At 45.0% G+C, this 26,255-nt stretch carries 17 protein-coding genes; 7 read left to right on the plus strand and 10 right to left on the minus strand.

All coding sequences use genetic code 11. The features are described 5' to 3' along the window. Nucleotides 1-188 precede the first annotated feature (188 nt). Entirely contained in the window at nucleotides 189-914 is a 726-nt protein-coding gene (locus A3K86_RS18270) for a hypothetical protein (RefSeq protein WP_068334710.1), read from the plus strand. A gap of 150 nt (nucleotides 915-1,064) precedes the next feature. On the opposite strand, the gene putP is transcribed toward A3K86_RS18270, so the two are convergent. The 4 genes from putP to A3K86_RS18290 all read right to left on the minus strand — a co-directional run bounded on the left by putP (nucleotide 1,065) and on the right by A3K86_RS18290 (nucleotide 7,891). Beyond that, on the minus strand, nucleotides 1,065-2,561 hold the full coding sequence (gene putP / locus A3K86_RS18275; protein WP_068334714.1) for a sodium/proline symporter PutP: 1,497 nt from the start codon (nucleotides 2,559-2,561) through the stop codon (nucleotides 1,065-1,067). A gap of 220 nt (nucleotides 2,562-2,781) precedes the next feature. Next, a complete protein-coding gene (locus tag A3K86_RS18280) occupies nucleotides 2,782-3,492 on the minus strand; it encodes an aldehyde dehydrogenase family protein (RefSeq protein ID WP_068334717.1) in 711 nt (236 codons plus the stop codon). 69 nt (nucleotides 3,493-3,561) lie between these two features. Then, entirely contained in the window at nucleotides 3,562-6,672 is a 3,111-nt protein-coding gene (gene putA, locus A3K86_RS18285; RefSeq protein ID WP_068334720.1) for a bifunctional proline dehydrogenase/L-glutamate gamma-semialdehyde dehydrogenase PutA, read from the minus strand. A gap of 445 nt (nucleotides 6,673-7,117) precedes the next feature. Continuing rightward, nucleotides 7,118-7,891, minus strand: a complete 774-nt coding sequence (locus tag A3K86_RS18290; RefSeq protein WP_068334723.1) for an AraC family transcriptional regulator — start codon at nucleotides 7,889-7,891, stop codon at nucleotides 7,118-7,120. A 735-nt stretch (nucleotides 7,892-8,626) separates the two neighbouring features. Between A3K86_RS18290 and A3K86_RS18295 the strand changes: the two genes are divergently transcribed. From A3K86_RS18295 to A3K86_RS18305, 3 genes are all read left to right on the plus strand, one after another. After that, nucleotides 8,627-9,583 carry an AEC family transporter gene (locus A3K86_RS18295; RefSeq protein WP_068334726.1) on the plus strand — a complete coding sequence of 319 codons (957 nt, stop codon included), beginning with the start codon at nucleotides 8,627-8,629 and terminating at the stop codon, nucleotides 9,581-9,583. Between the two features lie 406 nt (nucleotides 9,584-9,989). Further along, nucleotides 9,990-11,180, plus strand: coding sequence for a putative manganese transporter (locus tag A3K86_RS18300; protein WP_068334729.1), 1,191 nt, complete (start codon nucleotides 9,990-9,992; stop codon nucleotides 11,178-11,180). 722 nt (nucleotides 11,181-11,902) lie between these two features. Next, on the plus strand, nucleotides 11,903-12,613 hold the full coding sequence (locus tag A3K86_RS18305) for a helix-turn-helix transcriptional regulator (RefSeq protein ID WP_068334732.1): 711 nt from the start codon (nucleotides 11,903-11,905) through the stop codon (nucleotides 12,611-12,613). Nucleotides 12,614-12,837: 224 nt separating this feature from the next. On the opposite strand, the gene pdxH is transcribed toward A3K86_RS18305, so the two are convergent. Then, a complete protein-coding gene (gene pdxH / locus A3K86_RS18310; protein ID WP_068334735.1) occupies nucleotides 12,838-13,479 on the minus strand; it encodes a pyridoxamine 5'-phosphate oxidase in 642 nt (213 codons plus the stop codon). A gap of 223 nt (nucleotides 13,480-13,702) precedes the next feature. Between pdxH and A3K86_RS18315 the strand changes: the two genes are divergently transcribed. The 3 genes from A3K86_RS18315 (at nucleotide 13,703) to A3K86_RS18325 (ending at nucleotide 19,127) form a co-directional block, all read left to right on the plus strand. After that, entirely contained in the window at nucleotides 13,703-15,511 is a 1,809-nt protein-coding gene (locus A3K86_RS18315; protein ID WP_332310139.1) for a sensor histidine kinase, read from the plus strand. Then, the gene (locus A3K86_RS18320) at nucleotides 15,508-16,860 is read left to right on the plus strand and encodes a sigma-54-dependent transcriptional regulator (protein WP_068334738.1); all 1,353 of its coding nucleotides are present in this window, start codon (nucleotides 15,508-15,510) and stop codon (nucleotides 16,858-16,860) included. Before A3K86_RS18315 ends, A3K86_RS18320 begins: the two co-directional genes overlap by 4 nt. A 329-nt stretch (nucleotides 16,861-17,189) precedes the next feature. Next, nucleotides 17,190-19,127 carry an EAL domain-containing protein gene (locus A3K86_RS18325; RefSeq protein WP_068334741.1) on the plus strand — a complete coding sequence of 646 codons (1,938 nt, stop codon included), beginning with the start codon at nucleotides 17,190-17,192 and terminating at the stop codon, nucleotides 19,125-19,127. Nucleotides 19,128-19,486: 359 nt separating this feature from the next. On the opposite strand, the gene A3K86_RS18330 is transcribed toward A3K86_RS18325, so the two are convergent. The 5 genes from A3K86_RS18330 to A3K86_RS18350 all read right to left on the minus strand — a co-directional run bounded on the left by A3K86_RS18330 (nucleotide 19,487) and on the right by A3K86_RS18350 (nucleotide 26,251). After that, the gene (locus A3K86_RS18330) at nucleotides 19,487-21,133 is read right to left on the minus strand and encodes a DUF342 domain-containing protein (protein WP_068334744.1); all 1,647 of its coding nucleotides are present in this window, start codon (nucleotides 21,131-21,133) and stop codon (nucleotides 19,487-19,489) included. 481 nt (nucleotides 21,134-21,614) lie between these two features. Then, nucleotides 21,615-21,989 carry a hypothetical protein gene (locus tag A3K86_RS18335; RefSeq protein ID WP_068334747.1) on the minus strand — a complete coding sequence of 125 codons (375 nt, stop codon included), beginning with the start codon at nucleotides 21,987-21,989 and terminating at the stop codon, nucleotides 21,615-21,617. A 219-nt stretch (nucleotides 21,990-22,208) separates the two neighbouring features. Next, nucleotides 22,209-22,958 (minus strand): phosphatase, encoded by a 750-nt coding sequence (locus A3K86_RS18340; RefSeq protein ID WP_068334749.1) that lies wholly within the window; start codon nucleotides 22,956-22,958, stop codon nucleotides 22,209-22,211. A 45-nt stretch (nucleotides 22,959-23,003) separates the two neighbouring features. Further along, complete coding sequence (locus A3K86_RS18345) at nucleotides 23,004-25,172, minus strand: tRNA(Met) cytidine acetyltransferase TmcA (protein ID WP_068334752.1); 2,169 nt, start codon at nucleotides 25,170-25,172, stop codon at nucleotides 23,004-23,006. A 104-nt stretch (nucleotides 25,173-25,276) separates the two neighbouring features. Continuing rightward, complete coding sequence (locus A3K86_RS18350; RefSeq protein ID WP_068334755.1) at nucleotides 25,277-26,251, minus strand: ParB/RepB/Spo0J family partition protein; 975 nt, start codon at nucleotides 26,249-26,251, stop codon at nucleotides 25,277-25,279. Nucleotides 26,252-26,255 lie beyond the last annotated feature (4 nt).

The following is a 26,255-nucleotide window of genomic DNA, read 5'->3' on the forward strand; positions in this document are numbered from 1 at the left end:
CCGTTCCCCCCTTCCCCGCAAAAATTACTTTTACAGCAAATCTATCGTCAAATTATAACCGCTTTTTCTTTTCTTTCTTTTCATGATCTACGTCAAACCCACCCATTGATACTACGACATCAAACAATTAACCTAATAGCTCAACATCGAACAATAATTATAGACGTGTAAGCTTAGAGGTACCTTTTATGAAACCCGCAATTTTCCCACTGCTAGCAGTCGCAGCTCTTCCTGTTCACGCCGAGGAACATCAGCCAGATCCTGCTGATTTAACCCAAACCAATACGTTTATTTGGGCACAGGCAGGCAATAAAGATTACACAGTAACGGGCGGCATCGCAGGGAGCCTAACAAGCAAATTCAATTACTTAGGATTATTTGAACACAGTCGTAGCTGGAAACGCGACACAGGCAATGCAAACGACAGTACTCGGGCACGCTTGTTTGGTACCCAAGATGTTAATTGGGGAGCAATTTCAAAAGTGGGGGCATCGGTGGATTACATCAAAGGCCATAACGATACCCCGTTAGATACTCTGGCTGTCGGTGCCATCGCCAAAGTGGAGACAGGTCTGGATTGGCTTGCCCTCTACCCGAACCTAGCATATGTCGAACTAAGCGCTCGTGATAGCCAGATTAAAAACAAATCTAAGGGTTACCAAGCCAACCTCTTTGCCTCAATCTATCTAGATGAATCAGGCCAATATCTGATGCTCCAACCGCAATATACATCCACTGAATATATTGACGTCAAGAAAATGGAAGTGAGTTACGGGTTACCACTCTCCGAATCAGGCAAGTTATGGGCTGATATCAAGTTGGGTTACACCAGAACCAGCGGCAAGAAAGCCCTATCAAAAGCCGCTTTTGATAGCGATAAGCAAGTGAAAGCAGGCGTGTCTTACTACTTCTAATCCCTTTGGGTCATTAGAGGTTAACAATGAAATACACAAATCATGGATAACAAAAAAGCCCACCAAACTAAATTGATGGGCTTTCCTTTTGTTCTTTAACTTAGCAAGTGGGCTCGTAATCAAAAATCATCTACGAGCCCCTCAACGCTGTTAGTCAAACTCGACCAAGTTTTTCTCGTATTGATCGAACTGTGCTTGAACCTCTTTCGAAGGTTTACCTGTTAGTGAGCTCACCGCCACAATAGACACTGTCGCGAAAATAAACCCAGGTACGATTTCGTAAAGGTCGAAAATGCCGCCATTGAGTTGTTTCCAAATAACAACGGTCATAGCACCCACAACGATACCCGCTAGCGCACCATTACGATTCATGCCTTTCCAGAACAAGCTAAGTAATAATGCCGGACCAAATGCAGCACCAAAACCAGCCCATGCATAAGACACTAAGCCAAGCACTGTGCTATCAGGGTTCATAGCCAATACCAGCGCCACGATTGAAAGGATAATAACCGCAGCACGACCAACAGTCACAATCTCTTCTGTTGATGCTTGAGGACGGAATACTTGCTTATAGAAATCTTCCGCCAATGCCGATGACGATACCAATAGTTGAGAATCGGCAGTACTCATGATGGCCGCAAGGATCGCCGCCAGTAGAATACCCGCTACCACAGGGTGGAAAATCGAGTTCACCAACAGCATGAAGATTTTCTCGCCGTCAGCCAGTTCACCTGCCAATTGGTTATCAACGTACAAGATACCCACAAGACCAACTAAGATCGCACCACCCATAGATAATGCCGTCCAAGCTACAGCGATACGACGTGCCGTACCAATATCTTTATTCGAACGAGTCGCTTTAAAGCGCGCCAAGATATGAGGTTGACCAAAGTAACCTAGACCCCACGCCATGAGCGAGACAATCGCGATCCATGATAGAGGTTCACCTTTTACATCGTTGAACAAGGTCATCAGCTCTGGGTTTTTCATTTCCAGCGCTGCAGTCAGATCGCCCACACCACCATTCATTGCCGCAATCGGCACGATAAGCAACGCTGCCGACATCAGGAGACCTTGTACCAAGTCAGTCCAAGAAACCGCTAGGAAGCCACCAAACAAGGTGTAAGACACGACACAAACCGTACCCACAATCACAGCAATGCTGTAATCAAGGCCAAATACGGTTTCAAATAATTTACCGCCTGCTACCAAACCGGAACTGGTGTAGAAAAGGAAGAACAGCAGAATAAAGAATGCTGAAATGGTTTGGATCAGTTTCGATTTGTCATCAAAACGACGAGCTAAAAACTCAGGTAGCGTTAACGCATTGTCGGTTGTGATGCTGTAAGTACGCAGACGTTTGGCACAGATCAACCAGTTAAGCCAAGTCCCTAGTAGCAGCCCCCCGGCTAACCAAAAAGACTCGATCCCCGCTGCAAAAGCGTAACCCGGAAGACCCAGCAGTAACCAGCCACTCATATCTGATGCCCCCGCCGATAGTGCAGCTGGCCACGGCCCTAAGGTACGGCCACCAAGGAAGTAATCGGCGGAGTTAGACGTTCGTTTATAGGCAATATAACCAATCGCCAACATGGCGATCAGATAGGCAACAAAGGTTGCCGTGATCGCAAAGCTATTTTCAATCATTCTAGAGTTCCCTCACTGATAGCTTCAGTCATAGCTGAAACTTTTTGGTTATGTATTCGTGCCAATAGGCGCTATAAATCACCCAATTTGGCACGAATAAGTAGCATGCTTGCCATCATTCTGCCCACTGAAAGCGTACTCTCAGCAAGCGTATACGTGGCGAAAAGCAATCGACATCCCTTGACGATTACGAGGCCGTATTGACCTAAAATCACCAAGATTAATGTTCTTCTCCTCCTCCCAACTCAAGCAGAGTGGCATTACCGCCCACCGCTGTAATGTTGATGGTACGGGTACGCTCAGTAATAAAGCGTAGCGAATAAGTCGGGCTGCCAATTGTCGGCAACTCGGTACAATCGGTTTCTGCAATCAGCTGAGCCAGCAAGCCATCACGAGCAGCTAATTGACGCGCAAACTGCTGCGCAGTGTTGCTATTACCGGCATACACCACTCCAGCCACCGAGGTATGCAAAATAGCGGCTTGGCCTTCTTCATCATTGAGCACTAACACGGTATTAAGTGGGCAACCCGCGACAGTCAACGACGCCACTAAGGCTTCACCACTCACAGCTGCATTTGCAGGCAGCGACAACAACACGGTATTACCTGTAATTAAAGCAGTGACCAGTTGACCTATGATCGCCACTTCTGAGGCAGACTCGTCGGCTGTAACAACGAAGCACCCTCGTCCGGCACTGTATAACTCATTGGTTTCACCTGTTGGTCCCGGCATTAATTCCACTTGGCCAACGTGTTCCAATGCATTCAAGCACTGGAAATTCACCATTTTTTGGATCTGTTCGTTTTGCCCTGCCGCCCACTGCGTCAAAATACGGTTGCGCTGTTCAAAACCCAGCGCATTCCAGTTCTCCCACGCCGCGAGACTGGTCGCGACCAAAGTATCTAAATGTGTGTGCTGTACGTTTGTCATGACTTAATCCTTCAATCTTGTTCGGTCACGGTGGTGATCCACCGTGAGACATATCTGTTATTTACTGGCTTATGCGCTGTAAACATCTTGGGTAAAGCGATAGAGGTAATGTGGCCCCCCAGCTTTTGGCCCTGTGCCAGATAGTCCTTGACCGCCAAACGGTTGGACGCCAACAACAGCCCCCACTTGGTCACGGTTGATATAACAGTTACCTACTCGCATCCGTTGTTCGATGTAACGGTAAGTGCGCTCGTTTCGGCTGTGGATCCCTAACGTCAGACCAAAACCCGTTTGATTGATTTGATTAATCACAGTATCGAGTTCATCTGCTGCAAAACGGACAATGTGTAAAATCGGACCGAATTTTTCGTTTTCCAAGACATCAATACCGCTGATTTCAAATGCTGTTGGCGCAACAAAATCACCATGCTGACAATCAGCAGGTAAGTCCGCTTGCGCAACCAATTTAGCGCGGTTTTTTAATGCTTGAATATGGGTAAGCAGTTTTTCTTTTGCTTGGGCATCGATAACAGGCCCAACATCGGTTTGATGGAGATGTGGATTACCCACAGCGAGTTCCGCCATCGCGCCTTTGATCAAACCAATAATGCGATCGGCAATGTCTTGCTGAACAAACAGTACTCGTAACGCCGAACAACGTTGACCCGCAGAGGCAAACGCTGATCGCACCACATCACGCACCACTTGCTCAGGCAAAGCGGTACTATCGACAATCATGGCGTTTTGACCGCCTGTTTCCGCAATGAAAGGCACAGGCTCACAATCGCGGTTCATCAAGGTACGGTTAATGCGCTGAGCGGTTTCCGTCGATCCCGTAAAAGCAACACCAGCAATGCGTGGATCGGCTGTTAACGCCGCCCCCACTACAGCCCCAGTACCCGGCACAAACTGAATGGCATCGGCAGGTACACCGGCTTCAATCATCATTTCAATCGCACGGAACGCGATGATCGATGTTTGCTCGGCGGGTTTAGCAACCACGGTATTACCAGCAACCAAAGCCGCTGAAACCTGACCGAGGAAAATCGCTAGTGGGAAGTTCCACGGGCTAATACACGCGAATACGCCACGCCCTTGATACGTGAATTGTTTGGTACGTCCATCGAACGTTTCGACCACATGTGGCTGGGCAAATTCAGTCGCAGCCTGTTGGGCATAGAAGCGACAAAAATCTACCGCTTCACGGATTTCATCGATCCCATCTTGAATCGTTTTACCCGCTTCACGGTGACAAAGCGCGACTAGCTCACCGGTATTTTGCTCCAGTAAATCAGCAAGGCGCGTAAAGCATGCCGCACGCTCAGCCACTGGCGTTTGCGACCACGATGCATAGGCTTGATGCGCGTTATCAATCGCTGTAGTAACTGTCTCTGCGGTTGCAAAAGTCACTTCTCCGACCGCTTGGCGACGATCATAAGGGGAGGTGATTGCGTGCTTATCCCCCGCTTGTGCTTGCCCGTTCACTAGTGGAGCAGCTTGCCATTGGTGATCATTAAACGCCGTTACCGCTGCGTTAAACGGAACCCATTCAGATTCAATATCAATATTGATCCCTGCTGAGTTTTGGCGCTCATCACCAAAAATCGCGGGAGGAAGATCAATCAAGCTGTTATGCAAGGTGGCACGAGAGCGTAACGTATCAACCGGATGTTGAGTAAGTGATTCAATTGGGCAGTTCGCATCAACTAAGCGGTGTACAAACGAGCTGTTTGCCCCGTTTTCTAGCAAACGACGGACTAAGTACGGCAGCAGATCTTTATGGCTACCCACAGGGGCATAAATACGAACGTGAGTTTGGTACATCGCCATTGCATGGTTATAAAGCGCATCGCCCATGCCATGCAGACGCTGGAATTCAAAATCTTTATGGTTTGCCATTGCGACAATCGCCGCCACCGTATGGGCGTTATGGCTAGCAAATTGCGGATAAATCAAACCACGTAGCTGAGGTGATAGCAGGAAGCGAGCACAAGCAAGGTACGAGGAATCGGTCGCTTCTTTGCGAGTAAATACCGGATAAGCTTGATAACCGCTTTGTTGCGCCAATTTCAGTTCACTGTCCCAGTACGCACCTTTTACCAAGCGTAGCGGGATCACATCACCTTGCGTTTTACTCAGCGCTGCCAACCATGCCAATACAGGCAAAGCTCGTTTTGAATACGCTTGGACAACCAGCCCAAAGCGTCCCCAGCCAAGCACTTCTTGTGCACAGTAGAGTTTTTCAAACAGCTTTAGCGATAGCTCTAAACGGTCGGCTTCTTCAGCATCAATGGTGATACCCACATTCAATTCACGCGCACGTACCAATAACGACAATACCGATTGGTACATCTCATCCAGCACTCGCGCTTCATTAGCTACGTCATAGCGAGGATGCAAAGCTGATAGTTTGATCGATACCGTAGGATCCGGTGATTTTGGATTGTGGTAACCGTCTTTACCTACCGCTTCAATGGCCTTGATATAGTCATTGAAGTACTTCTCGGCATCTTGCTTAGTCAGCGCCGCTTCGCCCAACATATCGAATGAGTAGGTAAAGCCTTGCTCGCGCTTGTCATGACCATTTTTCATCGCTTCAGCGATGGTACGACCCAACACAAATTGATGGCCCATGATTTTCATCGCCTGATTCATGGCTTGGCGGATCACAGGTTCAGACATTTTATTGACGAGGCGATTAATCACATGGTTTGGCTTACCATCAGTATTGCCATCCATAGTGACGACTTTCCCTGTTAGCATCAGCCCCCATGTTGAGGCATTCACAAACAGAGAATCGGAATTTTTCAGGTGAGATTTCCAATCCGCAACGCTGAGCTTATCGCGGATCAGCGCATCGGCAGTGGCAGCATCAGGAATACGCATCAACGCTTCTGCCAGACACATCAGCAAGATCCCTTCTTTGGTATCTAGGCTGTATTCCAACAATAACGCATCGATCATCTGGATCGCTGTTTTATCCGCACGAACACGGCTAATAAGTTCGGCGGCGCTCTCCGCAGTATGCGTTCGCTCATGCTCGCTTGGCTCAGCCAAAGGAAGTAACTGGGTCAACCACTCAGACTCATCCACCGCATACAATGGCGAAATCAACGCCCATAGCTCAGCTAATGGTCGTTCAATAAAGGATGGCTGAAGTACCTCTGCCGCATTAAACATAATCATTCCCTCAATTTTGGCTCTGGATATAACCCCAATAAATGTTACATCAGTGTTACCGTTGAGGGGATCATATTTTTCGCCACTCACCTAGTCTTGCTATATTCTCCGATATTTTTTAGAAAAAGTCCGTTTTTTAACAAAACAAGACCCAAAACAGCAGCAAAAAACACTAAAGAACATTATTTTTTGCTCGAACTTGATTTGTACAGCATGCAAAAAGACGCTATTTCAACCAATAAAATACAGCTGTGCAAAATAGCTAAAACGGAAAAATACGTTCAGTGGAGAAAAACGAAAGTTTGAGAAGCAAGCAAAAAGTGCGAGAAAAAGGAAAATATCCGTAGAGACAGCACTGCTATTAACAGTTCAATAACAACAGAGAGAAGATGAAAGGGTAGTTAAAACAGCCAATTTTCGCGGACGAAATATTGTGAAATCCTTGTTATGAGAAGAAATCCTTGCGGAACTTCGCTGGTGGCATACCGTAAGTTCGTGAGAAAGCTTGGGTAAAACTGCTTTGGCTACCAAAACCGCATGATTGTGCGACTTGAGCCAAGCTCAACCCCGATTCCCGCAGAAGTTGCTGTGCTAACTCTAAACGTTTTTGCAAAACATATTGATGCGGTGTCATGCCTGTCTGGGTTTTGAACAAATGATGAAACTGACTTTCACCTAGGTATACCAAACCCGCCAATTGCATAACTGATATTTTGCGGGTGATGTGCTGAATGATGTACTGATCAATGATATCCATATTCAAGCGCGAGATCTGACGGTCTGAAGCTAGAGGTTTGAAGTGACGCTGTAACACGCACATCAAAGTATCGGTGCAAGCTCTACTTAGCAACAAATCATCAGGACTCGCCATCATTTCAGCCGTTAATGCTCGGATCAAAGTCTGTACTTGGCTATCAAGATGAAAATAGCTGGATTGCGCAAACAGGCGTTCGATCCGCTCATCAGCATGAACGGTATGAGTCACGGTCTCGGGTACATTCAATACCAAGATCTCATTTTTGCCCAAGCCAGAGAAAGCGTGTTCAGAGTCTGCCGTCACTAAACAACCTTGTCCTGGCCCCACTAAGTTGCCATAGCCTTCAATATCAAATTCTGTTTGACCAGATAGACCAATAACCACTTGGTTATAACCATGGTTATGGTGATCCATTTGCTCCGGTAACATCACAATTTCAGAAGGTTTGTATTTATCGGCCATAGTATTTAGACCATTTCACTCTTAAGCAGACTCAGACAGTGAGACTACTACATAATGCCCTAAAAACGAATAAATCAGAGCGATTCTCATTCGGCACTGGCTAAGCCAACACCACTCTGCGTCATATAGTAACGATTCCATTTCTAGTGCGGGTTAATGCACAGTTGTAATCGGAACAATGATCAAGAAGGGCTTGAGTTACGGTTAGTGTCATTTCAATTTTTTGACAAGCTTGATCAGGCCTGTATTCATCAGGCATCTGAGCGATAACAAGCAAACGCAGTTTTCATCGTTCCAATAACAGAAATAGACTTCAATTTACAAATACCTATTATTTTTCATTACCTTAGATAAAAATGCACCTTGATCATCGTTTCACTGTTCTAACACTGAAACACCCACCATCGAGAGTAGGAGAAAGGAATAGATCAACAGTTACTTGATCATTTTTCCGTAGTTAGTCGGGATCTGTCGAAGGATCTTACTTGATCATAGTTCCAAGAGCGCATTTGGTCATTGCTGCGAACACTGACTTGATCATCGTTGCAAGATTTTGGGGAGAGTCGGTTGAAAGTCGGATTAATCATGAATTGGACATTAACTTGATGTCACATCCTTTCGCCAGTAAAAAGTTGTGATACAACAACATAATACTGACCGAAATAAGAATATAGTCAGCGACTTATTCTGGTTAGCAACACCATTCTCATCTGGATAAGGAGTTCTTAGAGTCAGATGCACACGTTTCTAGCGCAACTCAGCTTTTCTTTTTCTGTCACCGGGCCCATTTTCATCATGTTGGCGCTGGGGGTGATCTTAAAATGGCGTGGACTCATCGACGATAAGTTTACTCAAACAGGATCTAAGTTGGTGTTTAACGTCACTTTGCCAGCCCTGTTGTTCTTGAGTGTGGTCAAAGCCGATCTTCAGCAAGCCGGACATTTCCAACTTATCATTTTTGCTCTACTTGGTAACTTACTGTTATTTGGTCTATTTGAACTCGCGGCCGGAACCATGATCAAGAGAAGATCCGATCGTGGGGTCGCCATTCAAGGCGCTTTTCGTGCTAATACAGGCATCATTGGCTTAGCCTATGCGGCAAATGCTTACGGCGAAGCCGGGTTAGTGGTCGGTTCTTTGTATGTGGCTGCCGTTACCGTGTTGTACAACATACTGGCTGTGATCACTTTAACCCGCTATAACGATAAAGCGGCAAAGTTAAACATTGCTAGCTTGGGCAAATCTATTGTTCGTAACCCTCTGATCATCAGCATTTTTATCGCAATCCCTATTTCTTACCTTCACATTGAGATCCCAGCGGTACTATTAAAGTCAGGACGCTATTTTGCTGATATGACTTTACCGTTGGCATTGCTCTGTACTGGCGCGAGCCTTGATTTTGGGCAGTTAAAACATGATATGAGTAGCGCACAGTTCGCTAGTTGGGCACGGTTAGTTATTGCACCAACTATCATGACGGTGACAGGTTATTACTTAGGCTTCAAACAGTTAGAACTGGGGATCATTTTCTTAATGACGGCCGCACCAACAGCGGCAGCCAGTTATGTTATGGCACACGCTATGGGGGCCAATGCCAAATTAGCAGCCAACATTATTGCGTTAACCACCCTTTTTTCCACTTTTACCTGTAGTTTAGGGCTCACTATTCTCGGCACACTACAGCTTAACTAATTGTTCGCTAACAATTATTAGCGGTACATCACTCGAACTGTTTTTGACGACGCCATAGAAAAACAGAGCAGTACTCCTATCAATAAATTACTGCTCTGTTTCTATAATTCTAGAAGCACTATATTCTCGCCTCATTATTACCTCATTACCTCTTCTTCTCCCGTCCGCCCATCGCCCTGCTTGATCTCAAGCTGATAACTCGAACTACCCGCTCTAACTGCCTGATCTAACAGCATGGTCTAACCGCCTTGTCTAGAGCGAACGCTAAATACAGCTATATATAAGGACAAAAAGGTTCGAGTTGGTAATAAGCACAAAAACCAATTGATAATGATTCTCAATTGCAGTTAAATATAATGAGTTTAATGGAATAGTGTCTTAACGACGTAAGCGGAGTCAAAACCCAATGTCATCAATTCAACGTGCAGTATCGCAGATCCAGCAGCAGCAAGGCTGGCAGCTCACTAATAAACGACTGATTTTGCCGGTGATCCTACTGGCTTTACTCGCCTCACCTACCACGCGTGAGCTTACAGTCTCTGTGCTTTCAGACGCATTTTGGCAAGTTGCAGCTTATGTAGCGGCCACTTTAACTCTCTACCATGTCATTGCGAGTAAGATGAACAAAGAAAGCAAGCTGAAAACCTTGCTTAACAACCACTCTCGCTTCCAAGTTGTTTTTGCCTCCTTTATGGGCGCACTCCCAGGTTGTGGTGGCGCTATCGTGGTGATCACTCAGTATGTACGAGGGCAACTCAGCTTTGGGGCCGTTGTGGCAGTATTGACCGCCACCATGGGTGATGCCGCTTTTCTTCTGTTAGCAACAGAACCAAGCACTGGGTTAATGGTGATGGCTATCGGTTTTGCGGTTGGTTTAGCTTCTGGTTGGTTGATTGATGCGATTCACGGCACCGACTTCATGCGCCCTAAAGTCAAAACTGAAGCACAAGCCGAATGTTGCCAGCAAAATGCAACCCCGCCGGCCAAAGTCATGAAGCTGCAAGGTCAATTTTGGAAATGGGTGCTCGCTCCAGCCATTGTGGTGGCGGTGATGGGATCGCTACAAATCGATATCGATCAGACTTTCAAACTTGAACAAGGCACTATTGATATTATAGGTACTCTCGCAGTGCTGATGGCCTTGTTCTTATGGGCTATCAGTCGCGATATAACTAACTATGAATCAGCAGTATCAGAAGATCCTAAAGCTGCTTCAAGCCATATGTATCAACGTATCGCGCAAGATACTAACTTTGTAACCAGCTGGGTTATTGGGGCATTTCTGATCTTTGAACTGACAGTGTTCTGGACTGGTGTTGATCTTGGTGCGCTGTTCTCTAATTGGGCGCTGCTGATCCCACTAATGGGGGTATTAATTGGTTTGCTACCGGGTTGTGGTCCACAAATTATCGTAACGAGCTTGTATCTGTCAGGGGCTATTCCGATGTCAGCACAACTCGGTAATGCGATCAGTAACGACGGCGATGCCCTCTTCCCTGCAATTGCCCTAGCGCCTAAAGCAGCCTTAGTCGCAACGCTATATTCGACAATACCGGCAATCATTACCGCTTATACCTATTTCTACTTTTTTGAGTAAACACGCCACAAAAAGTAAGAGACTAGCTAGCGCAGTTAACACAAGAAAAGGATTTTCGAGTAAATCTTTACTCCCCCACCAAAAGCACCTTCGGGTGCTTTTTTTTGCCTATACGACGGGACAAAGTAACCATCAGAGCAGCTTTTTTACTAAGCATCACTTTTTGCAAACTAACAAAGTTTAAGTCGCGATACAAAATCAGCTTATACGAGGTCCTTTACAACAAACCAAGGAAAATTATTCAAAAAAAATTCGTAACTGAACCACACCAAATCGTGACTCAGATCTAACTTTTTAGACCATCACCACCACAAAACACTGGTCGGATCACAAAACGCTTCAAGCTCACAAGCCATTAGAAATGTCAATAGGTGAATTCCCCCCTATCTGTACTCCGTACGGTTCGTTATATTTTATCCCGTAGGCAGCGAGGTGAAACCCGCTAACTACAGTACCCTCAACGGGTGCTTTCCAATTAAGCGCATTTCAGTATAAACCCTCATACTGATATATATGAACTTCATTGGATACCTCTTCTACACGTCGTACAGGATTGTGCTCTTCGGAGTCAAACTCTTGTCTTTGCCGGCCTCTTAGGCCGGCTTTTTTTTATTTTTTTACACTTTTGCCTAAGTTTCCGTCAGTATAGCCTTGTAACCTCTACGAAAGTGATTAAACTTCCATTCTGTATAGTGTTCTTTAGCCCGAACAAGGCATTTCCTGTGACAGATAAAATAGACCAGAACTTACTAAATATATTTAGCCAACTTCCAGGTTGCTGGGGATGCAAAGATAATGATTCTATATTTGTTTTTGCCAATCAAGAATATGGCAAAATAATCGGCGTCGACCACCACCTCGACTGCATTGGGCGTAGTGACTTTGATATGCCGAGCCCGACAGCTGAATGTGCCGAAGCTTTTCGAGTTCAAGATCAGCAAGTCATGGATTCGGGAAAAAGAATGAAAATTCTTGATATTCATCCTTATTCTGATGGAAATTGGCGGGCACATTTATTTACTAAAACGCCATGGAAAAATGAAGACAATAAAACCGTAGGAACTATTTTCAGCGGGATAGAGCTAAAAGACACAGCAATATTAGAAGTCGGCCATTGGATTTGCCGTGCAGCCGGGCTAGACCCACGCCAGCAGGCATCATTCAACCTAGACCTAAACCAAAGTAACATCATACTCAACACTCGCGAATCCGAAGTGCTATTCCTATTACTCTATGGAAAGAAGCCACAATATATAGCACGTGTGCTCAATGTTTCAGTAAAAACAGTTGAAAACTACGTACTAAAACTACGGGAAAAGTTTCATGCTAATTCAAAGAACGAATTAATCGATTTAGCATTGGACAATGGTTTCGGATCGCATATTCCAGAAAGTATGCTTACTAGGCAACTTTCTGTAATTTTAAAAGAATAAACCTTATTTTTTATATGGATGAATAATCTTTCAGTAAAATTCCCTTTATAAATGTAAGCGCTTATAAATTAAAAATATGACACGTCCCGTTTATCTATACTCATCTTGTGTTATATAAATTAATACATAAAAAGAAAGCGCTATATGCGCTTTCTTTTTTATAAGTGAAATAAGTTTTATATTATAAAGCAGTCAGTAAAAGACATTATTTCACTGACTAGAAATCAAGGCGCAAGACGCTCGATATCCCACTCATAACCCGCTTCTGTTTGGGTGAACAAAAAGCGATCATGCAAGCGATGTTCACCACCTTGCCAAAACTCAACCGAAGACAGCTTCACACGATATCCCCCCCAAAAAGTAGGAAACGGCACTTCACCCTTCGCGAACTTCTGTTTTAGCTCCATAAACTTGCCTTCTAACGCCTGTCGAGCAGTTAGGCGACTGCTTTGCTTACTGGCCCATGCAGCGATCTGGCTGTCTTTAGGGCGCGATGAGAAGTACTTCATCACTTCAAACGTAGACAGTTTTTCAGCGACACCAGTAATATGAACTTGACGTTCAATACCATGCCATGGGAAATGAAGACTTATCTTAGCATTGTCTGCTAAATGCATGGCTTTACGGCTGCCAAGGTTGGTATAAAACACAAAGCCGTTCTCATCAAAATGTTTGAGCAACACAATACGCTGAAAAGGTTGACCATCTTGATCAACCGTTGCCACTGTCATGGCAGTAGGATCTGTTAACTTCGCCTCTATAGCCTGATCCAACCATTTTTGGAACAAAGGGATCGGTGATTCAGGTAAGTCATGACGGCGTAACCCGCCTCGGGTGTATTCTCGACGAATATCAGACAAATCCATTGTTATCTCCACTGTTTAACAGGATACACAGCTGTGATTTGTGGCGATTTCACCACCTACAGCTTTGGCGATGATAATACGATATGCCCTATTAAACAAAAAGTTTGCAATAACAATCACATCTTATCTGTGAGGCAAACAAATGCAACTGACGAGCTTGATACTATGGCAGCGTAATCCTAAATCCCACATGCGCATCGTAAAGATGTCACAGGAATGCTAAGTGAATAAACGAACCACCTTGATGGTACTCGCCTTTGTTGGCGTTGTGCTGTGCTCACTTGTCAGTATGATCACTTATCAGCAAGTAAAGCAGCACTTATCTGAACAAATTATCAACGACGTGAGTCAGCTTGGTGAAAAGCTTGATGCTCAGTTATCGCGTTATAGCCAAGTCCCTCAAGTCTTAGCCAACGACCCTCGGCTCCAGTTTATTTTAACTCAGACGCATACCGCCACATCGACACAAGGCACCAAGACCAATCAACTGCTAGAGTCCTGGGCCAATACTTTGGGCGCCGATGTGCTGTACCTTATCAACACCCAAGGAGAAACACTCGCTGCCAGCAATTGGCAATCAGAAACCAGTTTTGTGGGTCAGAACTACAGCTATCGCCCTTATTTCATTCAAGCCATGGCGGGAGCAACGGGTCAATACTTCGCACTTGGCGTCAGCTCTGACAAACGTGGCTACTATTTCTCAGCCCCAGTTTACCAACAAGACCGCATTATTGGTGTGTTAGCGCTCAAAGTGGATTTATCGTTAATCGAGGATATTTGGGATTACGACCAAGTCGACTATGCGATTGTCGATCAGCACGGCATTATCTTTTACAGCTCAGAAGCCAGTTGGCTCTACCGTGCACTGATCCAGCTCCCAGATAACCTAAAACAACAAATCATCGCATCTCGCCAGTATGGTAATGCACCACTATCAAGCATAAGTAAGCACTCACTACTTAACGATTTTAAACAACGTGATATTGCCCATATCACCCATCCAACCAGTGAAATAACAACCAGTATGTTGGTGAGCACTCACGAAATGGCAGAAGCAGGCTGGGCAATTTACGGATTTTCACCGATCAATACTGCATACCAATACGTTATTCAGGCCGTCATGATTTTTACGGTATTTTACTTATTGCTCTGCTTAGCGATTGTGTCTTGGATGCAAACCAGCTTTGCACAGCGTCAATTAGCATTATTGAACGATAAATTAGAACAGCTGGTGATCGAACGAACCCGTAATTTAATGGAAACCAACCAAGCGCTGCGCGATACCATACATCAATACGAGTTAACCCAAGCGGAACTCAAACAGGCACACAGTGAACTGATCCAAGCGGCAAAATTAGCCATGCTAGGCGAGCTTTCTGCCAGTATTAACCACGAGATTAATCAGCCGTTAGCCGCCATGCGCACCTATGCTGAAAACTCGCGTAAATTACTCGCCAAAGAGCGCTACGAGGCCGTTGCAGGCAATATCGATGAGATCATCAGCCTCAACCAAATGATTGCTGACATTATCGCGCGCTTTAAAGTCTTTGCCCGTAAAACCACAGATAACAATAACCGCACTGTGGTTGCCGACTCCATCCGCTCTGCAACCAGCTTATTACGGAATAAGTTGATCAAACATGGCGTGATTCTACGCGTAGCCGAATTACCGCCCCATTTAGTTGTCAACATTGACGCCGTACAATTTGAGCAAGTACTCATTAATTTACTTCACAATGCAATTCAAGCACTTGACGATGCCCATCCACCACAAATTGGGGTTGATTTTGTGACTACCGCTGAGACGGTTGCCATCCATATTTGGGATAATGGCCCAGGGCTAGACGATGAACTTAAAAACAAAATCTTTAACCCTTTCTATACCTCTAAACCCGATGGATTGGGACTAGGACTGACTATTTCACGCCGCATTATCGACGCCTTTGCTGGCACCATTACCGTTGAAAATCACAGCGGTGGCGGATGTGAATTTATTATTAGCTTGCCGCGTAGTAACGAGGAAGGACAATGAACAAAAAAGTCATTTTCATTGATGATGAAAAACCGATTCGTGACGCCCTGGGGCAAACACTTGAAATTGAAGATTATGATGTCAGCTTATACGCCAGCGCCAAACCAGTGCTAGCTGAGCTCGATAATCACTTTGAAGGGGTCATTATCTCAGACATCAACATGCCTGAAATGGACGGTATTGAGTTTCTTAAGCGTGCGCTTACCATCGACCCTGAACTGTCCATCATCCTGTTAACGGGGCATGGCGACATCTCAATGGCAGTCGAAGCCATGCGGCTCGGTGCGTACGATTTTCTGGAAAAGCCTTTCTCAACCGAAAACTTATTAGATGTCGTTAAACGCGCAGGCGATAAGCGTGAATTGATCTTAGAAAACCGCGATCTACGACGTGAACTCGAAGCTCAAAGCGGCCCGGGGCCTCGGATCTTAGGCAATAATCCAAAAATAAAACAACTACGCCGAATACTGACCCACATAAAAGATACCCCTGCCGATGTAATGATCCACGGTGAAACAGGCACAGGTAAAGAGTTGGTAGCCCGTTTTCTTCACGATCACAGCATTCGCCACGATAAACCTTTTGTTGCCATTAACTGTGGTGCTATTCCCGAAACGATGATCGAAAGTGAGCTCTTTGGCTTTGAGTCAGGGGCTTTTACAGGGGCACAGAAAAAGCGCGTCGGCAAAATTGCCCACGCCAATGGCGGCACCTTATTTCTCGATGAGATCGAGTCCATGCCTATGTCGTTGCAAATTAAATTACTGCGGGTACTTGAAGAGAGAAAAGTCGAACCCTTAGGGACTAACCAAGCAGTCGATTTAGATATTCGCATCATTGCGGCGACCAAAAATGACTTAAAGAAGAAAAGCGACAAAGGCGAGTTTCGCGATGATCTCTATTATCGTCTTAACGTTGTTTCCGTTGAAATTCCGCCACTACGTGAACGCAAAGATGATATTCCGATGCTGTTTCAAAACTTCATTCGCTCAGCATCAACTCGTTATAGCATCGAGCCCACAGCCATTACCTTAGATCAGCAGCAAAAGCTCCTCAGCCATGACTGGCCCGGCAATGTGCGTGAACTTCGTAATCTTGCGGAACGATTGGTACTGATGGGGGATGCATCGGTCTTTAATGAAGGTTACAGCATTAACAGCGAGCAAACGCCGTTAAGTTTAAGCGAGCGCGTTAACCAATTTGAATTTACATTACTGTGCGATGCACTAAAACGCCACAATGGGCGCTTGAAAGAAGCACAAGAAGAGTTGGGCTTGGCACGTAAGACATTGTATGACAAGATGAAAAAACACAACATCAACAAAGACGATTACAAATCAAGCCATTAACTCTGCAAAGCAGGCAAGCATCACAGTGATTCTTGCCTGCAAAATCATGCAATCCCTGCACCACTTTCAATCAAGCTTTGCTGTTCACTCGCAAAAACTCCCCTTCCCCCATTTGCTTAATGCTTTTTTTTATTAGCCTTTGATAAATTTTTGACTACGTACAGATAGTTGGCGACAAGCAGCAGAATAAAAAATGACGAATGCTGATTGATAGAAGTTGTCAGGTGAGATCACACTCAAGTCGATTTTTCTTTCCTACAATCAAGTTGCCTCTACACACCATCACGTAAGTGGTTCCGCTATAGTTTACTTTCAGTCAGGCGCATGCAATGACACTATTTAAGCAGTTATTTCGCATCACCCTAATTACTGGTTTTTTGCTCATCAGTTTAGTATTCGTTGCGCGCTTTAGTTGCGAAAAACATGAAGCCTTCAGCCAGCAGCATGAACGCATTCGCTACGTGTTCAACCTCGATTTAGCGAACATTCCACAACAGGATTACGATAGCAGTCTTGCTGGATTGTCGTCACTTTTACGTATGCAACTCCACCCACGTGATTATCAAACCATTAGTATTGCTCCAGCGCTTAGCCAGCAACAGTCGTTAACTATCACGACACCACACAATAAGTCATCGTCACCAGCTTGGTTTTCTAACTTGTTTTCAGGCACTCCTCAGTCGTATAGCCACACGATTCATTTAGCCAAAGCCACAATGCTAGTTACCGTGTCAAACAACGTAAAATGGTTGAGCGATCACTTGTGGGAAAAAGCACTTCATTACTTAATGGAAGCATTTGCCGCTTTTACCGTTTATGGCATTTTACTTTTTGTCTGGCTGCGCCGTACCTTGCAGCCCGTACAACGTTTGTCCCTCTATGCTGAACAGCTAGAGCAGAATCCACAAAGTGCCAGTCCTGCGCCTCGTACGCGCTTTTTAGAACTGAATAACATCGCACGTAGCTTCCAGCATTTGGCGCAGCAACTTGAAAATCACTTTCGACTCCAAGCTAAAGAAGCTGCCCATTTACGAGAAAAAGCTTATCGCGATCCTATCTCCCATTTGGGTAACCGAGAGTATTTTTTAAATCAACTCAATGCTTGGCTCACCAAAGATGAGCAAGGTGGGCTGATGTTGATACAAGCCAAAATCATCAATCAAAGCTATCGCCATAAGAACTTCCAGAAAGGGGACCAACTGGTACGTGACATCGCCGAGACCCTAAACTCCAACGTTATTCATAGCAATTGTACTCTCGGACGAATTTCTAAAACGGAATTTGCTATTTTGCTGCCGCAGATCAGCCAAGAAAAGCTGATGGCATTAGCCGAGTTATTGCACACTAGTTTGCAACCTCTTACCTCGGAGTTTGATACCCCGCTCAGCGTGACTATCGGCTTAGCCATAACCGACAGCAAAACATCCGCCAGTCAACTTTTGGCTCAGCTTGATAATGCGCTGATTGCGGCCTCACAATCGCCTGCCAACCCGATAGCGATGTCACCTGGCGAAGGGAGCACCAACAAAGGCAAGCAATATTGGCACGAGTTAGTTTCGTCCGCGATCCGCAATCGCCAAGTCTATTTTCATTTCCAGCCAGTGTTGCTGCAAAACGAGCAGGTCTATCATCAAGAGGTATTTAGTACCGTACGTCAGCACGATAGTAGCTTTTCTGCCAATCAATTTATCGGTGCGTTAGATGAACTGAGCCAAGGCACCCAGTTTGATAAACACGTTATTGTAAATTGCATTAAGCAGCTGCAAGCCGAGCCTCAACTGCCACCTTTGGCAATAAACTTAACGCGCAGTAGTGTCCAAGACCCCGCATTTCATCGCTGGCTTAACGAGCTCTTACCACACCATCATTTGTTGTGCTCAAGATTATTCTTTGAGATTCAGGAAAGTTGTTTTGTGGAAAACAATGATATGACACAGTTGCTATGCCAACAACTGACGCGATTTAATGTCGGTTTTGGGATCGACAATTTCGGACGGCATTTCAAATCGCTTGAATACCTAAAAGTATTCAAACCCGCTTACGTCAAAATTGATTTTGCGTTTACCGTTCAGCTAAACAACCCAGCTCAAGCGGCCGTACTCACATCGATTTCCCGCACCGCTCATAGTTTAGGTATTGTCACCATCGCGACTCGCGTTGAAACAGAAACTCAACTTGAGCGCTTGTCTGAACTTTTTGTTAGCGGTTTCCAAGGCTTCATTATTGAGCGTCAAGTAAGTAAGCACCACGAGCCACTTACGCTTTAATTCGAATTTACACTGTAAACACCATCCCTAGCTCAATGCTTTTACAGTGTAAATTCACCTCTCTTGCTGCGACCTAGGAACTATTCCCTTGTAACAGTACTCTCAAAAGCTCTGACTTCAGTATTCAAAGCTAATCACCAATAGTTACTAACCAATATTCAGGCTCACTAAATTTGAGAGCTAACCACTAACGGCAACATACAATCTCGGTGACGAAACTAATCTTGTAGCTCAACTGAAGTTGCGATTGGCACTTGATCACCAATTGACGAATTACACTGCTTAGAGGATTTATACGAAGGAGCGTTATTTACAGTGTAAATAACGAAAAGGAAAGAAACAGAAAATAACAACGGAGGCTACAGAGGTTTCATCTCTAGCTGATTATCTCGGACAGAAAACACTGACGGGCCATGCTCACTTGTCAGCAACCGGTTATGCTTCTCAATCTGACAACTCACACCAGCATGAACACATTTAACCGCCGTCACGCTAACTTGAGCTAGCACTTGTTGGTACTCCTCTCTTAACTGCTCGTAACTGGCTTTGTAATGACGTAAATTCTGCTGGTGGCGCTTATGCTGCTCAACAACTTTTGCGACCAGCTCTGGTGGGCGTTTATCGGTAGGGATTTTTAACAACTTAAATTGCGCTTGTTTCATGGTTGCCAGCTGTTGCTTCTCTTGCTCAAACAAACGTACGGTTGCAGCGATCTGCTGGCGAAGCTCAACGTAATTAGCAAAGGCTGTGATCTTAGTGGTGGTTCCCGCTAGCGCACCTATCGTTAACGCATGCACGCTATAACCTACATTAATGTCACCGCCACTCAGAGTGCCGTAACGCTTTAAATCATCAAGTACCGTCAATTTACCTTTTGTGGTTAATTTACAATGCAATGCATGATGGCTGAAACTAATATCATCTTTCGCCTCAACCTCGACGTACTGAGCGAACTTACTTGTCAGCTTTCCCCCAGTGCGAATAACACAAGTATAGCCCTCATCAGTGCTGGCTTGTTTACCCAAAATCCCCTTCATGACGGTGATATCACCTTTGGCTATAATTTCTGCCTGCTCAACAAAACCGAGAACAGTCACCGCCCCCGACACAGTAACCTTCATCCCTGGCTTAACGTCGCCTTTGATAACAACGCTGCCATCAAACTCTACATGGCCAATAGTGGGTGACACATCTTTGATCACTAATGCATCGTCTACTTGGACCCCATTTTTTTTAATGATTGGAACCCCGGACTGAGTCGCAACTAAGATATTCGGATCATAATCACTGACTGCCGCACCGTCGTAATGATTAAACAGCTTGTCTTCACCAGCTTTAGCGGGAAGCGATTCCCCCAACACGTTATAGCCATCAACACCTGCACTCGCGGGTACTCGCAGCATCAAGGATTGACCAACCGACACGCTACATAGCTCACCTAAGTCACGCATATCAACTTTGTCATGATCGAGTTGTTTAGGCTTTAATACGCGATGGCTAACATCCACGATTAAAGGCTTAAAGCGGCTATTCTCACCATTTTGCGGTAAACGCCCGAGTGCGACTTGCATTGTGAGTTTTTCGCCAGCTTTCAACCAACGACTTTTCGCCAACAGCGTTTGCAGTAAATGCTTACGTATCCCTTTAATGATGTTGTTTTGTTTTAGCGCCGCCAATAAAGCTTTTCCGGATATGTCTTTACCACCGTAAGCACCAATCACAGTAATGGAGGCTGACATATTGTTATTTGTAGTCTTCACTATCAAAGAGGCATCGCGCTGCTCAGCAATCACAATATCTTGAGGTTCGAGGGCTTTATCTGCATTTAAGATAGCAATAGCGGAGTCGATGGCACTCTCATAACGAAACAAACTCCCACCATGCAAGGAGGCTAATTGCTGATAAATATCACCACGCTCAACTAAGGTCTCTTGCTCAAGCAACGGCTGGGCATGAATAGAAATGGTATTTTTATCTTTGCTCAACTTGAGGAGCGATAGCGCCATAGAGAAACTCCAGTTACCCTACAAATAAACAGTCATCCTTAAATTCATTTTACTCAGTTACTAAGCAGTAAAAAGAGCCAAGCTTTAATAACGTCGTTCAAGTCTCACCAAAAAATAGTCCCGCTCTTTCACTATTTTTATTCTAAGTCCTTATTAGCACTAAAAGAGTGCAAACCTACCCACCCAAAATAATAAATGGGTAGGTATCCACCCATTCTACATATCCCCATCATAGCTAGTTATAGGACGGAACAAAGATAAGCAATTGATAAATAAAGAATAAAAATTTAAATCACGCAAATTTAAGAACTTGGCACGACTTTGGCTATATGAAGAGTAACTAATCTAGGGCTAACTTCTGAGTGAAGTGGTGATATTCCCCCCGATTATGGTCACCACTTTGTCCTATTTGCTTGCCTCTTCATTTTGAAGAGGCTTTTTTTTGTCTTTTGACTGTATTAATTACCATTCTCAATGGTAATTAATAGATTTGACTCAACAAGGCTTCATCAATGATGCTGTCTGTATTTGCAAGATAGCAATGTAGCCCAGCTCCCTGTGGCAGCGGCGCAAGAACAATATTACGTAACAGACCGATGCTAAACAGTTGCAGTTGCAGTTGATATTCAGATTCGATATCTAGCGGAATGGAAGACTCAATAATGCAAGACGAGCGACCAATTTCTTTAATCCTGACACGTAAACCAAGTTTAGTCAGTTCATCACTGATCGCTTTTTGCTTAATTAAACGAGCGACTAAACCAGAAGGCTCGACACGATAGCGCACTTGGTTAGCTAACGCGTCAACCCAATGAATCGAATTAGCACTGTGACGTGTGAAGGTTGTCAGACGCATAACCACGCTCCTTGTGTTGATCCTGTAGACCCTTATCGCACCTTATATAGTAGAGCAGAAATATGAGGGGTATTTTTAACAATAGACCACTCATTGAGAAAGCATAGCGTTTTTCAATAATCAGTCTGTAGCAAAGATAAGATGGCGAGATTTACAGAGAGGCATTTACAGTGTAAATCTAAAAACATGGAATTTACACTGTAAATAAAAACGAGCTAATTAGGCATTGTGGAAAACGGAGAACTCTTCAATCGGAGCTCGACCACGTTCAGCAAGAAAAGAAAGAAAGCTTGATGGCGTGTATGTAACAACTTGTTCGCACGGGAAATCAACTTTAGCTAATAACTGCTTCACAAAAGTAAAGTTACCGACATCATAAGCAAAGTGGGCATCAGACCCCGTCGTAATACGTCCACCAAACTCTTTAATACACGCGGCAATATCTTCACAACGCTGCTCACTACCAGCGCGAGATCCAGACAACGAAGAGTTATTAATTTCTAATACCACATTGTGGCGTGCCGCTGCTTTGATAACAGCTTCGAAATCAAAGTCGAAATTCGGATTGCCAGGGTGGCCGATAGCATCAACCTTTCCAGACTGAATGACATTGAGTAATGCTTGCGTATGTTGCTTAGCATCAGCGGGGCGAAAAATAGGCTCATGAAAACTCGCAATAGCCCAATCAAGCATGGAGAGAATTCTGTCATCCATATCAATCTCACCGGCGGTGTTCAAAATATTAGTCTCAACACCACGAATCACACCGACCCCATGTAGAAAGCGAGGCAAAACTCGCTGATTGGCAAAATGCCAAAAATGTGGGGCACCCGGCATCGTCGGGGCATGATCCGTTACACACATTATCGACAAACCACGTTGCGCTGCCGCTGCAGCATTTTCGAGAACAGTACTATAAGCATGACCACTCGATATTGTGTGTGTATGAGTATCAACTGAAATTTCCATAACGCTCCTTTCCTTTAACTTGCCCGCAGTAAAAAGCGATGACAATTACCACTCCGAGAGTAACTGTGTCAAAGCCGTACGCATTGCAGACTCCGCCTCTTTTCGACCACTAAAACCATAGTGCGAAATAATTGTCGACCAACTCTGGCGCTGAATAACTTTACTGGTGACCAAATAAAAATCATCGCTTAGGATGCCACTTTTTCGCGAGAGCAACTGAGAGGTAAACCAAGCAAGCGATCCCACAACTTGATCGTATCCCAAGCCACCTTGGCTATATAAACACAACTGATGTTTCACAAGTTGCTGCTGAGTAGAAGATAAACTCACAAGTGCTGGCTTTAAAAGAGGCAAAGCCAGCTGTGGCGATAACTCAGAGAATTGCTCGCCAACTTGATAACTAAAATTGAGTTCGAATAAAAAACTCGCTGACGAATACCATTGGTGCGCTTCAACAGAAAGCGGCTTCACAGCCAACGCTGAATGGCAACCACTGGCCATATCTTTGGTCACACCAAGACGAATCACAGCAAAATCCGCTTGGCGCCAAAACGCTAATAGCTCAGGGGCGATGCCAAAACTAGTACCAACATAATCAAGCTTGTAATCTTGCGCCCAACGCAAAACAGCTTGCAATAACTTAGCGCCTAACTGGCGACGCCATAAACGGGGGTGAATTGCGATACGTTGAATGCGCCCCGCTTTTTGCTGCGCCGCTAATGACAAACCAATATGTGCAGCAACCGACTGCGGTAATAGATGACCACGAAGACGACGTTGACCACGCATAACACAATCTGCTAACTCAGCCGTAAACTCACCTTCAAGCGAAACTAAACAGCAGCCTATCACTTCATCATGCCAACTCATGCACCAAACTTGCAGTGCTTGATCGTCAAGCAGTTGAAAAAAATCAGCAGGTGATGTTTGGTAATGGGCATTGACGAGCAAGCCAAAAACTTGTGACAAGCGCTTCGGGTTAGCAAGCAAATCTTGCTTTGATAGCGACACAACCTGAATGTCATCATTGCTGATAGTCTGTTGAGTTAACAGTTCAATCAACGGATGCTCATCGGCAATTTCAGCATCCAGCATTAAAGTTGAAAAAGTCCACCCTTCTAGTGGATCGCGGCTCGCCCAACGAATAGGTTGTGATAAATGCAAGCCCCGCCATTGCGGCTGGGTTTGAGAAAGGTACTGATTAAACTTAATCGCAAAACCACGCCCTGTCCCTTCATAACCATGAACGGTCGAGGCAAACGCGATACGATTATAATTTTTAAGCAGCTGCTGTAACTGTGCCGCTGGTATTGCTGCCGCTTCATCGACAATCAAAAAATCACAACTAATACCATCTTGTAATAAGCGATCAGGAGCAACAAACCGTAATCGGCTGTGTTGCCAACTCAAATCGTGTTCATTTACTCCTAACGCTTGGTCATCATTTAAAACGGTTGAATTCGCTAACAACTGCTTAGCGTGTTGAAACAGCGTTGCCACGGTAGCCATGCTTGGCGCCGTCACCACAATATCAAGTTTACGCTCGACCATTAAACTGGCCGCAGCCAATCCCAGTGCCGATGACTTACCTCGACCACGATCCGCTGTTAACACCAAAGGACGTTTACGATGCCCAGTAACAACCTTACGGATCGCTTCAACCGCAGTCACTTGCTCTGTCGTCACACATCCCCACGCAAGTTGACTCGTCTGCTGAGCGTTATCATCCTCGCTCACAACGTTCGCCAACAGCCAAGCATTCACCTTTTGCTCGCAAGATTCAGCACTATCACTTTGACACAAACGCAAACACTGCGACTGTGCCATCTGCTGGCGTAACCATTTCATCGAGCCTGTCGTTGCATTATTTTGGTCACCATCTTGTGGTGATATCAGCAGCAACAATACCCCACCACCACATACAGTACCGCTCAAAGTACCAAACGCGTCGGGATGAAAAGTTTCATTAGCATCGACGATCAAGCAATCCACTTCTTGCCCTAGCCACGCTTTGGCCTTCTTCGGCGTAACGCTTGGTACATCAAAACAAGAAGCTGCTTTGCCCAACCAGAGCGGAGAGCGATACAAAGAAATAAAAGCAGCAAGATGATAATGTTGCCAGTCGGCATCGCCTTCAAGGACAACCAAACCGCGATGACGACGCGCTTGTAGTTGCTCAACGAGGTGGGAGGGATAATTTAATGGACTGCTCATACCGATACTCAAACAAGAATTACGGTAAGATCATACCATGTTGGCTTATAAAAAAAGCCACGCAAATGCGTGGCTTCAATAAGAGGCGTTTTCCCAAATAAGGCTTATTTCAGGTAATCGCTGATGTAAGCAAGAATGTCGTCAACTTGCTTGCTCGATAACTTTTTCATTTTCAGCTGCAACTTGTCTTCGTCACGCAGAAAACTCACCTTACCTTTGATCAGCTCTTGCTGCTGTGGCTTAGTCACAACTTCACGAGGCTTGATCGCTTCACCCATATTCTCAAGTACCATAGTGACTTCTCGAGTAATACGAGCAATGCCCTGTACATCCATGGTTTGCCATAGTGGCGCTGATTTATCAGCAAGCTGACCAATCAATTGTTGCTGCTCTTGCTCGGCTAAACCAAAGAATAAGCGGTGTAATTTGACGATAGTTGGGCGACCCAATTCACTCACACTTGGGTATGCCATCAGCAGCTCCATCGGTAAGCTTGCCGCTTTAAGTGCACCACTTACCAAAGCTTCACTGCATTGACAGTATTTAGCCAACTCTTTTTGATCGTCAACTTTGCCTTGTGCCAGCAACAGCTGCATCTCTTTACCACGCTCATACAAAGACAGAGGTTTATGGGCGTTAGCAACATCAGATAAGAACTTCGCATGCTCGCTATTAATGCCTTTGGCTACATAGATAAGAAAGTCTTTGTTCGCCAAAATACACGACATTCGACGGCGACTACCGTCAAGCACTTCGATGCGACCGTCTTCAAGCCAACGACCAACAGCCGGGTATTGCTGCCCACGCTCTTTAAGGGTGGTTAAAATATCGGCTAACGCATGCTCATTAAGAAAAGCTTGCTCACGGGCATTTTCAGCAAACACTTGTGTTTGTGTCGCGACTTTTCCCGCATCGATTTTCACTAACTCAAAAGCGACCGTCTCTTCGCCCGCAACAGCAAGTTCGATAATTGCCGCTTTATCTTGCGCTGCTTTTTGCGCTTCAACCACATTGGTTGCCCGACGTTTATCTGCTTTACCAAATAAACGTGCGTTCAAATCTGTTGTTTTGATTGCCATCTGA

Source organism: Photobacterium jeanii (assembly GCF_001650345.1).
In the GTDB taxonomy this organism is placed as follows: Bacteria; Pseudomonadota; Gammaproteobacteria; order Enterobacterales; family Vibrionaceae; genus Photobacterium; species Photobacterium jeanii.